12 protein-coding genes are annotated in these 11,692 nt (G+C 71.0%); 6 read left to right on the forward strand and 6 right to left on the reverse strand.

What is annotated here, in order from left to right; all coding sequences use genetic code 11:
• Nucleotides 1-62: 62 nt before the first annotated feature.
• Nucleotides 63-1,298, forward strand: coding sequence for an epoxide hydrolase family protein (locus ACH4KB_RS19505; protein ID WP_398067119.1), 1,236 nt, complete (start codon nucleotides 63-65; stop codon nucleotides 1,296-1,298).
• A 28-nt stretch (nucleotides 1,299-1,326) separates the two neighbouring features.
• Here the strand turns inward: ACH4KB_RS19505 and ACH4KB_RS19510 are convergent, their stop codons facing one another.
• The gene (locus ACH4KB_RS19510; protein WP_398067120.1) at nucleotides 1,327-1,998 is read right to left on the reverse strand and encodes a Dps family protein; all 672 of its coding nucleotides are present in this window, start codon (nucleotides 1,996-1,998) and stop codon (nucleotides 1,327-1,329) included.
• Nucleotides 1,999-2,070: 72 nt separating this feature from the next.
• The gene (tkt, locus tag ACH4KB_RS19515) at nucleotides 2,071-4,293 is read right to left on the reverse strand and encodes a transketolase (protein WP_398067121.1); all 2,223 of its coding nucleotides are present in this window, start codon (nucleotides 4,291-4,293) and stop codon (nucleotides 2,071-2,073) included.
• Nucleotides 4,294-4,607: 314 nt separating this feature from the next.
• Here tkt and ACH4KB_RS19520 point away from each other — a divergent pair, with 314 nt between their 5' ends.
• The 4 genes from ACH4KB_RS19520 (at nucleotide 4,608) to ACH4KB_RS19535 (ending at nucleotide 7,350) form a co-directional block, all read left to right on the forward strand.
• Nucleotides 4,608-5,249 carry a superoxide dismutase gene (locus ACH4KB_RS19520; protein ID WP_018959211.1) on the forward strand — a complete coding sequence of 214 codons (642 nt, stop codon included), beginning with the start codon at nucleotides 4,608-4,610 and terminating at the stop codon, nucleotides 5,247-5,249.
• A 175-nt stretch (nucleotides 5,250-5,424) separates the two neighbouring features.
• Nucleotides 5,425-5,769, forward strand: a complete 345-nt coding sequence (locus ACH4KB_RS19525) for a metalloregulator ArsR/SmtB family transcription factor (protein ID WP_398067122.1) — start codon at nucleotides 5,425-5,427, stop codon at nucleotides 5,767-5,769.
• Nucleotides 5,766-6,515, forward strand: a complete 750-nt coding sequence (locus tag ACH4KB_RS19530) for a DUF2071 domain-containing protein (RefSeq protein ID WP_398067123.1) — start codon at nucleotides 5,766-5,768, stop codon at nucleotides 6,513-6,515. The genes ACH4KB_RS19525 and ACH4KB_RS19530 overlap by 4 nt, the downstream gene beginning before the upstream one ends.
• A 169-nt stretch (nucleotides 6,516-6,684) precedes the next feature.
• On the forward strand, nucleotides 6,685-7,350 hold the full coding sequence (locus tag ACH4KB_RS19535; protein ID WP_398067124.1) for a CatB-related O-acetyltransferase: 666 nt from the start codon (nucleotides 6,685-6,687) through the stop codon (nucleotides 7,348-7,350).
• 152 nt (nucleotides 7,351-7,502) lie between these two features.
• Here ACH4KB_RS19535 and ACH4KB_RS19540 read toward each other — a convergent pair whose 3' ends face one another.
• Both ACH4KB_RS19540 and ACH4KB_RS19545 read right to left on the reverse strand, forming a co-directional pair.
• Nucleotides 7,503-7,913, reverse strand: coding sequence for a hypothetical protein (locus ACH4KB_RS19540; RefSeq protein ID WP_398067125.1), 411 nt, complete (start codon nucleotides 7,911-7,913; stop codon nucleotides 7,503-7,505).
• 57 nt (nucleotides 7,914-7,970) lie between these two features.
• Entirely contained in the window at nucleotides 7,971-8,597 is a 627-nt protein-coding gene (locus ACH4KB_RS19545) for an XRE family transcriptional regulator (RefSeq protein WP_398067126.1), read from the reverse strand.
• A 336-nt stretch (nucleotides 8,598-8,933) separates the two neighbouring features.
• Here ACH4KB_RS19545 and ACH4KB_RS19550 point away from each other — a divergent pair, with 336 nt between their 5' ends.
• Nucleotides 8,934-10,382 carry an NCS2 family permease gene (locus ACH4KB_RS19550; protein WP_398067127.1) on the forward strand — a complete coding sequence of 483 codons (1,449 nt, stop codon included), beginning with the start codon at nucleotides 8,934-8,936 and terminating at the stop codon, nucleotides 10,380-10,382.
• A gap of 24 nt (nucleotides 10,383-10,406) precedes the next feature.
• On the opposite strand, the gene ACH4KB_RS19555 is transcribed toward ACH4KB_RS19550, so the two are convergent.
• Both ACH4KB_RS19555 and ACH4KB_RS19560 read right to left on the reverse strand, forming a co-directional pair.
• Nucleotides 10,407-10,757 (reverse strand): VOC family protein, encoded by a 351-nt coding sequence (locus ACH4KB_RS19555; RefSeq protein ID WP_398067128.1) that lies wholly within the window; start codon nucleotides 10,755-10,757, stop codon nucleotides 10,407-10,409.
• 185 nt (nucleotides 10,758-10,942) lie between these two features.
• Entirely contained in the window at nucleotides 10,943-11,593 is a 651-nt protein-coding gene (locus ACH4KB_RS19560) for a DsbA family protein (RefSeq protein ID WP_398067129.1), read from the reverse strand.
• Nucleotides 11,594-11,692 lie beyond the last annotated feature (99 nt).

An 11,692-nucleotide genomic window follows, 5' to 3' on the forward strand; every position in this document is an offset into this window, starting at 1 on the left:
GGGGGCTGGTGTGGAAACGTTCCGGCAACAGCGCTTTCCCGCTCCCCGGAAGGGACCACGCCATGACCGCCCCGCACGCCTTCCCCCTGGAGCCCACCCCGATCCAGGTGGCCGACCAGGTTCTCGACGATCTGCGTGCCCGTCTCGCACGGACCCGGCCGCCACTGGACGAGGGGAACGAGGACTGGTCCTACGGCGTTCCGGACGGCTATCTGCGTGAGCTGGTCGCCCACTGGCGGGACGGCTACGACTGGCGCGCGGCCGAGGCCGCCATCAACGCCCACGAGCAGTACCGGGTGAGCGTCGACGGCGTCCCCGTGCACTTCATGCGCGAGCCCGGCCGCGGCCCCCGCCCGGTCCCGCTGATCCTCACCCACGGCTGGCCGTGGACGTTCTGGCACTGGTCGAAGGTGATCGGCCCGCTCGCCGACCCGGCGGCGTACGGCGGTGACCCGGCCGACGCGTTCGACGTCATCGTGCCGTCCCTGCCGGGCTTCGGTTTCCCCGGCCCGCTGACCGGCTTTCCGGACGTCAACTTCTGGAAGGTGGCCGACCTCTGGCACACCCTGATGACCGAGACCCTGGGATACGAGAAGTACGCCGCCGGGGGCTGCGACATCGGCGGGATCGTCTCCAGCCAGCTCGGCCACAAGTACGCCGACGAGCTGTACGGCGTCCACATCGGCTCGGGCCTGCCGCTCGACTTCTTCACCGGCCCCCGCGCCTGGGACTTCGCCCGGAACCGGCCCCTCACCGACGACCAGCCCGCCGACGTCCGCGCCCGCGTCGTCGAGCAGGATCGCCGCTTCGCGCCGCATCTCGCCGTGCACATGCTCGACGGCGCCACTCTGGCCCACGGGCTCAGCGACTCCCCCGCCGGACTGCTCGCCTGGCTGCTGGAACGCTGGAACGCCTGGAGCGACAACGGCGGCGACCTCGCGTCCGTCTTCAGCGAGGACGACCTGCTCACCCACGCCACGATCTACTGGGTCAACAACTCCATCGCCACGTCGATGCGTTACTACGCCAATGCCAACCGCTATCCGTGGGCCCCGTCCCACGACCGCACCCCGATCGTGCAGGCCCCGGTCGGCCTCACCTTCGTCGCCTACGAGAACCCGCCCGGCGTCCACACCGCCGCCGAGCGCGTCCGGGCGTTCGAGAGCGGCCCGCAGGCGGACTGGTTCAACCACGTCAACGTCAACGCACATGACCACGGAGGCCACTTCATCCCCTGGGAGAACCCCGACGCGTGGGTGAGCGACCTGCGCCGCACCTTCCGCGGCCGCAGGCCCTGAACCACCGCGTCCAGGGCCCCGGGCCTCCTCAGCGGGTGGTGCGCCTGCTCGCCGTGGTCTTCTTGGCCGCCTTCTTGGCGGTCTTCTTCGCGGGGGCGGGCAGCGCCGTCTTCTTGGCGGGGGTGCGCTTGGCGGCGGCCCGCTTCGGCGACGCGGCCTCGGCCGCCTCCTCCTCGGTGTCGGCGTCGGCGTTCGACAGGGCGCCGGAGCCGGACTCCAGGTGAGCCCGGACGAACCACTGGAACTGCTCCAGGCCACGCAGGTGCTCGATGAGCAGGTCCTCGGTCACGGGGTCGATCTCGCCGGCCTTCTCGACCGCCTCGCGATGGCCCTCGATGACGCCCGTGTAGACGAGGTCCAGGGCGCCGAGGTGGGCGATGGCATCGGCTCGCCCGACGCTGTAGTCGTCCCAGGTGCGCTCCCTGACCAGGGCGCCCGGGGTGCCGTTCGGCTCGCCGCCGAGGGCGGAGATGCGCTCGGCGGCGGCGTCGGCCATGTCGCGGACGGCTGCGGTCTGCGGGTCGAGCATCTCGTGGACGGCGATGAAGTGCGGCCCGACGACGTTCCAGTGGATGTGCTTGAGCGTGAGCGCGAGGTCGTTGAGCGCGTGCAGGCGCAGCGTCAGGAGGTCGATGACCTGTCGGCCCTCGTCGACGCCGAGGCCGGGAACGGTGTAGCGGGGGGTGCGTGCGGGGGACATGGGGCTCCTCTGCGGGGTGAACAACGGTGATGGTGGTGGCGGGTGGGGGTGGCGGGGGTGGCCTGAGGTCGCCTAGCCGACGTCTCCGGTGCCGCCCTCGGTCGGGGCCGCGCCGGGGCGCTCCCCGCCGGGCCGCACAGGTCCGGCCGCAGCCGCGCGGATGCTCTCCCGTGCGGCGTCGGCGACCGCGCGGGGCGTGATGCCGAACTCCTCGTACAGGCGCTCGTAGGCGGCGGACGCACCGAAGTGCTCCAGGCTCACCATGCGGCCCGCGTCGCCCACCACGTCCCGCCAGCCCTGGGCGACGGCGGCCTCGACGCTGACCCGGGCCCGTACGTCGGGCGGCAGCACCGCGTCCTGGTAGGGGTGGGGCTGCTCGGCGAACCACTCGCGGCAGGGCATGGAGACCACGCGCGCGTCGTGTCCCTCGGCGGCCAGCAGGTCGCGGGCCTCCAGGGCGATGTGGACCTCCGAGCCGGTGGCGACGAGGATCACGTCCGGCGCCCCCTCGCGGCAGTCGGCGAGCACGTACCCGCCCCGGGCGGCCCCGGAGGCGGCCGCGAACCCCCGGTCCCCCCGCTCCAGGACGGGCAGCGGCTGCCGGGTCAGGGCGAGACCGGCGGGCCGGTCGTGGTGCTCCAGGACGGTGCGCCAGCACACGGCCGTCTCGTTCGCGTCGGCGGGCCGTACGACGTCGAGGCCGGGGATCGCGCGGAGGGCGGCGAGCTGCTCGACGGGCTGGTGGGTGGGGCCGTCCTCGCCCAGGCCGATGGAGTCATGGGTCCAGACGTAGGTGACCGGGAGCTTCATCAGGGCGGCGAGCCGGACGGCCGGGCGCATGTAGTCGCTGAAGATCAGGAACGTACCGCCGTAGGGGCGGGTGAGGCTCTGGAGGGCGACGCCGTTGAGGATCGCGCCCATGGCGTGCTCACGGATGCCGAAGTGGAGCGTGCGCCCGTAGGGGTTGCCGGGGAACTCGCCGGTCTGCTTGGACTCCGGCACGAAGGAGGGCTCGCCCTCCATGGTGGTGTTGTTGCTCCCCGCGAGGTCGGCCGAGCCGCCCCACAGCTCGGGCAGCACGGGTGCCAGCGCGGTGAGCACATCGCCGGACGCCTTGCGGGTGGCGATGCCCTTGGGGTCGGCGTCGAAGACGGGGAGGCTGTCGGTCCAGCCCTCGGGGAACCTCTGCTCCCGCAGCCGGTCGAGGAGTTCGGCGCGCTCGGGGTGGGCGGAGCGCCACTCCTGATAGCCGGGTTCCCAGGCGCGGTGGGCATCGGCCCCGCGCTCGACGACCGCACGGGCGTGCTGGAGCACATCGTCCTCGACGGCGAAGTCGGCGTCCGGGTCGAAGCCGAGCAGCTTCTTGGTGGCGGCGACCTCGTCGTCACCGAGCGCGGAGCCGTGGGCCTTGCCGGTGTTCTGCTTGGTGGGCGCGGGCCAGCCGATGATCGTGCGCAGCAGGATCAGGGAGGGCCGGCCGCGCTCGCTCTTCGCGGCTTCGACCGCGGCGAGCAGGGCGTCGACGTCCTCGACGTAGTCGCCGGTCCGGGTGAAGTCGACCGTCTGGACCTGCCAGCCGTACGCGGCGTAGCGGGCGGTGACGTCCTCGCTGAAGGAGATGTCGGTGTCGTCCTCGATGGAGATGTGGTTGGAGTCGTAGAAGACGATGAGATTCCCGAGCTCCTGGTGTCCCGCCAGTGAACTGGCCTCGGACGTCACGCCCTCCATCAGGTCGCCGTCGGAGGCGACGACGTACACGTGGTGGTCGAAAGGGCTCGCGCCGGCCGGGGCGTCAGGGTCGAGGAGGCCGCGTTCGCGCCGGGCCGCCATGGCCATGCCGACAGCGGAGGCGAGCCCCTGCCCCAGTGGTCCGGTGGTGATCTCGACGCCCCTGGTGTGCCGGTACTCCGGATGGCCGGGCGTGGCGGAACCCCAGGTGCGCAGCGCCTCCAGGTCGGTCAGCTCCATGCCGTAGCCGCTCAGGTACAGCTGGATGTAGAGGGTGAGGCTGGAGTGGCCGCAGGACAGCACGAAGCGGTCCCGGCCGAGCCACTGGTCGTCGGCCGGGTCGTGCCGCATCACCTGCTGGAACAGCAGGTACGCCAGCGGGGCCAGGCTCATCGCGGTGCCGGGGTGACCGTGGCCCGCCTTCTGCACCGCGTCGGCCGCCAGGACCCGCACGGTGTCGACGGCGCGGACGTCGAGCGGCCCCCAGCCCGCCGCGTCGGCGAGGGGCGGGGCAAGGCGCGGATCGCGACCGTCGTTCGGGCCGTTCGGCGTTTCGGCGGGTGCCATCAAGTCCTCCTGATCAGCGGGGCGGGCGGGCAGCGGACGGCGCGACCGTGGTCCCGGCCCCGGACCGCCCGGCTGTTGGGCCGGGTCCCCCGGAACGACGGGACCAAACGCGCGACGGTGGGCGCAGCACGGAATAAGGAGCAAACCACCTTTGCCAGGCAAACCGGAGGAAGAGGGCGGGAGAGGACGGTCAGTGCCGCGAGTCCTAGGCCGAAGGGCTGATCACTTCGGAGCACTCCTGCTGTTAGCCTGCTCTTGCATATAGCTTGCAATAACAACTGGACGGCATTCCCAGCAGTCGGAGGGCTCGCATCATGGCCACGTACACGCTCCCGGAACTCCCGTACGACTACGCGGCGCTCGAGCCGGTCATCAACCCGCAGATCATCGAGCTGCACCACGACAAGCACCACGCCGCGTACGTCAAGGGGGCGAACGACACCCTGGAGCAGCTGGAGGAGGCCCGCGACAAGGAGGCCTGGGGCGCGATCAACGGCCTTCAGAAGAACCTCGCGTTTCACCTCTCCGGCCACATCCTGCACTCGATCTACTGGCACAACATGACCGGCGACGGCGGCGGCGAGCCCCTCGCGGCGGACGGCGTGGGCGACCTCGCCGACGCGATCACCGAGTCCTTCGGCTCCTACGCGGGCTTCAAGTCCCAGCTGACGAAGGCCGCGGCGACCACCCAGGGTTCCGGGTGGGGCGTACTCGCGTACGAGCCCGTGAGCGGGAAGCTGATCGTCGAGCAGGTCTACGACCACCAGGGCAACGTCGGCCAGGGCTCGGTCCCGGTCCTCGTGTTCGACGCCTGGGAGCACGCCTTCTACCTGCAGTACAAGAACCAGAAGGTGGACTTCATCGAGGCGATGTGGCGGGTCGTCAACTGGCAGGACGTGGCGAAGCGTTACGCCGCCGCCAAGGAGCGCGCGGACGTGCTGCTGCTCGCCCCCTGACCGGAGACCGGCGCACCGCACCACCACGGACGTCCTGCCTCGTGATCGTCTTCTCAACCTTCACCACGGCAGGCGGATGAACGGGGAGCCCCCGCGAGGACATGACTCGCGGGGGCTCCCCCATGGGTCCTGTTTAGCTGCTTAGCTATTTAGCTCATGTGCTAAACATGCACACATGGATTCTCCCGCCCTTCCGGCCGACGAAGAGGCGAGCGCCTTCCGCGCGCTCGCCGACCCCACCCGCCGCCAGATCCTGGAGGATCTGCGGGGCGGCGAGCTGGCCGCCGGCGAGATCGCGAGCCGGTTCCCGATCAGCGCCCCGTCCATCTCGCGCCACCTGGGTGTGCTCAAGGGCGCCGGGCTCGTCACGGAGCGCCGGGAGGCCAACCGCATCCTCTACTCCCTAGCCGAGGAACGGCTCGCCCTGTGCGTGGGCCGCTTCCTCAGCGCTGTCTGCCCCGAGCAGATCGTGCTCCGCAACACGAAGTGGCGCTCCGCGCCGGAAGGCGACGCCTCATGATCCGGCCCCGGCTCTCCAGTGTCATCGAACGCCGCCTCCTGGTGAACTACCGGGTCGACCGTCACGTCGCGGCGGCCCTGCTGCCCGCGCCGCTGCGGCCCCAACTGGTGCGCGGCCAGGCGGTGGCCGGGATCTGCCTGCTGCGGATCGGTGGCGTCCGCCCCGCCTGGGCCCCCGCCGCGACCGGGCTGACCAGCGAGAACGCGGCGCACCGGATCTCCGTGGAATGGGACGGGCCGGACGGCGTCGAGCGCGGCGTCTACATCCCGCGCCGCGACACCGCCTCCCGCCTCAACGCCTTCGCGGGCGGCCGGATCTACCCGGGCGAGCACGGCCGCGCGGACTTCACGGTGCGGGAGGACGCCGACTCCGTACGGGTGGCCTTCGCGACCCGGGACGGCGAGGTGGAGGTGGACGCGACCGTGGAGCCCGCCGACGAACTGCGCGGCAGCGGGCTGTTCACGGACCTGGCGGAGGCGTCGGAGTTCTTCCGCCTCGGCAGGAGGGGCCTCTCCCCCAGCACCGGCGGGGACCACCTGGACGTCCTCGAACTGTCCACGGAAGCCTGGAAGGTGACGGCGGGCCGGCCCCGTTCCGTACGCTCCTCGTTCTTCGAGGACCTGGACCGCTTCCCGCCGGGCAGCGCGGTGCTGGACAGCGCGCTCGTGATGCGGGGAGTGGCGGCGGACTGGTCCCAGGGGGAGCCGTTCCGGCTGGGGTGCGGGGCGGGGGCGGGGGTCGCGTAGGGGCGGCCGGCCGCGCAGGGGGGACCGCGCAGGGAGTGGCGGGCCGTTCCGGCCGGGCGGGGGTGGCGGGCCGTTCCGGCCGGGCGGGAAAATACCCGCGGTCCGCCGGGCCCGGATGCCACGATGATCCGCGCACGTCCGCCCGCACCCCCGCCCCGGAAGCGATCCCATGACTTCTGCCCCCGCGCCCGTCCCGGCCGACCCCACCGTCCTGCACCCGATGCCCGGCCAGCCGCGCGTGGTGCAGCTGAAGCCCCTGGTCACCTCACCGCTGATCGAGGCCGGGGAGTACTCGTACTACGACGACCCCGAGCACGCCACGGAGTTCGAGACCCGCAACGTGCTCTACCACTACGGTCCGGAGCGCCTGGTGATCGGGAGGTTCTGCGCGTTCGGCACCGGGGTGCGGTTCATCATGAACGGCTCCAACCACCGTATGGACGGGCCGTCCACGTTCCCGTTCCCGACGCTGGGCGGCTCCTGGTCCGACCACTTCGATCTGCTGACGGGTCTCCCCAACCGGGGTGACACGGTGATCGGCAACGACGTCTGGATCGGCTACGAGGCCGTGATCATGCCGGGTGTCCGCATCGGGCACGGCGCGATCGTCAGCTCGCGGTCCGTGGTGGTCTCGGACGTCCCGGACTACGGCATCGTCGGCGGCAACCCGGCCCGTCTGATCCGCACCCGGTACGAGGAGGCGGACATCGCGCGCCTGCTGGCGGTGGCCTGGTGGGACTGGCCGGCGGACCACCTGACGCGCCATATCCGTACCGTGATGTCGGGCACGGTGACCGAGCTGGAGGCGGCGGCCCCGGGGGCGCGTCGGGCCTGAACCGTTCCGGGTCGACCCCGCCGGCGGACTGCTACCGGCGGGACTTCGGCACGGTCCGTACGGGGTGCGTGCGGCGGTGGTACGACCAGGCCACCGCCGCCAGGAGCGGGCCCCACAGCAGAAGAGGAGCATAGGCGGCGACAAAGAGAACCTCACACCGGGCGCCCTCCGAGAAGCGGGATCCAGCGCGGCACCACCTCCCCCCGGGGCCGCACCAGGCCGAGTGTGAGGTACGAGGCGGCCTCGGCGACCGCACCGAGCAGCAGGACGTAACCCAGGGCGAGCAGCGCGGAGTTGTCGGGGAACGAGGCAAGGAACTCCTCGCGCCCCATCACGCCCGGCACCCCGACCACGAGCGCGACGCGCCACACACCGGAGGCGACCGTCGACCACGCCGCGACAGGGGCGGCGCGGACCGCCGCCCTCGCCAGTTCGGCGTCGGCCTGTTGCCGGCGGAGGAACGGCACCGGCGCCCCGGCCGGGATGGACTGGAAGGTCATGCCGACGCTCGCCAGCAGCCCGGCGCTCAAGGAGAGGACCCGGCCGGCAGCGCGAACCGGCACAGACCGGCACAGTCTCGTCTGACCCGAGGGCGGACGACGATACCTTGCGGACACTGCCTAGTCCTGGGAGGACCCCGGCAGCCGGGTCCAGAAGTGGTCGACGATGTTCTCGACGTAGCGACGCCCGTCCTCGCCGGATGCCGTGGTGCCGCCGGCCCGGCTCAGGGTCGCCGCCAGGAGGCCCTGGTACTCCTGGTGCATGGCGGCCAGGGGGCCCTTCAGGTCGCGGCGCTCCATGGAGACCAGCTTGGCGATGTCGCGGATGTGCGCCTGCCAGCGCGTGGAGACGGCCTCGGCGAGGAGGCGGGCCAGTTCCTCCTCGAGCCTGGTGATGGCGATGAAGTCGCGCGGGGGAAGGCCGAGGACCTCGCCGAGCTTGGCGGACTGCCGTTTGTCGCCGGCCCACAGACCGGCCTCCTCCATGGACAGATACGCGTCGAGGGTGAGACCGGTGGCGCGCGCGACCTCCTCGGCCGGGACGCCGCGCGCTATGCGATGTTCGAGCAAGGTGCGTGGGCGGCCCATGAGTTCACTGGGCCGGCACCACAACGCGCCCGCCAGGGCGGCGAATTCCGTCGCGTCCGGCACATGGGTTCCGCGCTCCCACGCGATCACATGCTCGGGCCCGACGTGTGACGTGCCGAAGGACGCGCGCATGCCGTAGGCGACATGACCGGGTGCCATCCCGAGTTTCTCGCGCAAGGCGCGCGCTGCCCGCGCGTTGAAAGGGAGTGGTGGGTGCACATACGGAGCGTAGGGGAGCTGTCACCGCCAATTCCATACCCGCTGTCGGCTGCCTGCCGGTTTGGCGGAAAAGGTCGCCGCTGATTCCGTAGGAAGCCACAGGGCCGAAAGGGGATCAAGTGCGCGCTCTACGCGGGTAGTTGCGGTCCGACCGCTGCCGCGTATGATCCGCTCGCAAGGTGCCGCATGTGCGTTCGCACAGCGCCTGCCACTCACATCGGGCAGCACCGGCGAAACCCCCCTTCCCCATCGTTCGCAGGCTCAGGAGACCCCGTCATGCACCCCAGTACGACCAGCCCGCCGCCCGACGCGAAACCAGACGGATCGGGGGGCGCCGTCGACCGGTTCTTCCGCATCAGCGAACGCGGTTCGACGTACATCCAGGAGATACGCGGCGGATTCGCCACGTTCTTCACGATGGCATACATCCTGGTGCTCAACCCGATCATCCTCGGCGGGGCCGAGGACAAGTTCGGCAAGCAGCTGGACAACGTGCAGTTGGTCACCGCCACCGCTCTGGTCGCCGCGGTGATGACGCTGATCATGGGTGTGGGCGGTAATCTGCCGCTGGCCCTGGCGGCGGGTCTGGGCATCAACGCCGTCGTCGCCTACCAGATCGCTCCCCTGATGAGCTGGGACGACGCGATGGGCCTCATCGTGCTCGAAGGGCTGCTGATCTGCGTCCTGGTGATGACCGGGCTGCGCGAGGCGATCATGCACGCCATTCCGCAGCCCCTCAAGCAGGCCATCAGCGTCGGCATCGGCCTGTTCATCGCCTTCATCGGCTTCGTGGACGCCGGGTTCGTCACCCGCATCCCCGACGCCGCGAACTCCACCGTGCCCGTCCAGCTCGGCACCGGCACGCTCACCGGCTGGCCGATGCTCGTCTTCTGCCTCGGCGTGCTCCTGACGATCGTGCTGGTCGCCCGGAAGGTCAAGGGCGCGATCCTCATCAGCATCGTCCTGATGACCGTCGTCGCCATCGTCGTCAACGAGGTCGCCCGCATCAAGTCCTGGGGCCTGACCTCGCCCTCGATCCCCAGCAACCCCGTCGCCGCGCCCGACTTCGGACTGCTGGGCCGGTTCGACCTGTTCGGATCGTTCGGCCAGGTCAGCGTGTTGACGGTCGTCCTGCTCGTCTTCACCCTCATCCTGTCCGACTTCTTCGACACGATGGGCACGGTCGTCGGCGTCACGGCGGAGGCCGGACTCCTCGACGAGCGAGGTCAGGTGCCCGGCCTCGGCCGCGTCCTGCTCATCGACGGTGTGGCCGCCGTCGCCGGTGGCGCCGCGTCCGCTTCGTCGGCCACCACCTACATCGAATCCGCGGCGGGCGTCGGCGAAGGAGCCCGCACCGGCTTCGCCAACATGGTGACCGGCGGCCTGTTCGCGCTCGCCCTCTTCCTGACGCCCGTCCTGACGATCGTGCCGCTCCAGGCGGCGGCGCCCGCGCTCGTCGTGGTCGGGTTCCTGATGATGACCCAGGTCAAGCACATCGACTGGGACCGTTACGACGTCGCCATCCCGGCCTTCCTCACCATCGTCGTCATGCCGTTCACCTACTCCATCACCAACGGAATCGGCGCCGGCTTCGTCGCCTACGTGGTCATCAAGGCGTGCCTGGGCAGGGCGCGCGAGGTCCACTGGCTGCTGTGGGGCACCGCGGCGCTCTTCCTGGTCTACTTCGTCATCGACCCGCTGGAGCAGGTCCTCGGCCTCAAGTAGCGGAGCCCGGGCGGTGGACCCGCGTCAGTGGCTTCCGGCGTCGGAGAGGCAGAACTCGTTGCCCTCCGGATCCCTGAGGACGGTCCAGGTCATCCCTTGCATCGACTGCTCGCCGACGACGGTCGCGCCCAGCTTCGCCAGGCGCTCCACGTCGGCCGGGCGGTCGGGCGAGGAGAAGTCGACGTGGACCCGGTTCTTGGCGGCCTTGGGCTCGGGCACCCGCTGGAAGCCGAGGACCAGCGGGGTCGCCGCGAGGACGACGAACGCGTCGTAGTCCTGCGGCGTCTCCTCGACGCCCAGCGCCTCGGCCCACCAGGCGGCCAGGGCCTGGGGGTCGGCGCAGTCGATCGTGATCATTTCCGGTGAGATGCGCATGCCTCTCACCGTACGACGCACCACTGACAACGGGCCGGAAGCCCGCCCCGGCCCCCGGCCCGTCGTCGGCCCCCCGCAGGCCAGAAGCCCAGGATCCTGTGCGCGGATGCGCGCGAGCATGGACGTGCGCGGGTACCCATGTCACGGACCTGCGCGCTCACGCGCGGCCACGGACTCGGCCGACGTCAGTCGAAGATCGGGCCCTGCGTCCGGGTCCGCTTGATCTCGTAGAAGCCCGGGATGGAAGCGACCAGCAGTGTGCCGTCCCAGAGCTTCGCCGCCTCCTCGCCCTTGGGGGCGGGGGTGACGACCGGGCCGAAGAAGGCGGTCTGCTCGCCGTCCGCGCCGGGGACGGCGATGACCGGGGTGCCGACCTCCTGGCCGACCTTGTCGATGCCCTCCTTGTGGGAGGCGCGCAGCTCGGTGTCGTACCGGTCGGAGTCGGCGTAGTCCGCGAGGTCGGCGGGCAGGCCGACGTCCTTCAGCGCGGCGGCCACCGCCTCGCGGGTGGGGCCCTCGCCGTTGTTGTGGAAGCGGGTGCCGAGTGCGGTGTAGAGGGGGCCGACGACCGCGTCGCCGTGGAGCTGCCGGGCGGCGACGACGACCCGGACCGGGCCCCAGGCCTTGTTCTCCAGCATGTCGCGGTACTCCTCGGGCAGCTCGTCCAGCTTGTCCTCGTTCAGGACGGCCAGGCTCATCACGTGCCAGCGGACCTCCACGTCGCGGACCTTCTCCACTTCCAGCATCCAGCGCGAGGTCATCCACGCCCAGGGGCAGAGGGGGTCGAACCAGAAGTCGACCGGGGTCTTGCCGTTGGCCGGGGTGTTCTCGGACATGTCTCTCCTCAGCAGGGCGTGTGACATCTGCGGGGGAGAACGTCTCCGGACGGGCAGCCATTCCCTGTATGCGGCCCCGCGGAGACGCGTGCAAGGATC

The organism is Streptomyces sp. NPDC017520, assembly GCF_044329855.1.
In the GTDB taxonomy this organism is placed as follows: domain Bacteria; phylum Actinomycetota; class Actinomycetes; order Streptomycetales; family Streptomycetaceae; genus Streptomyces.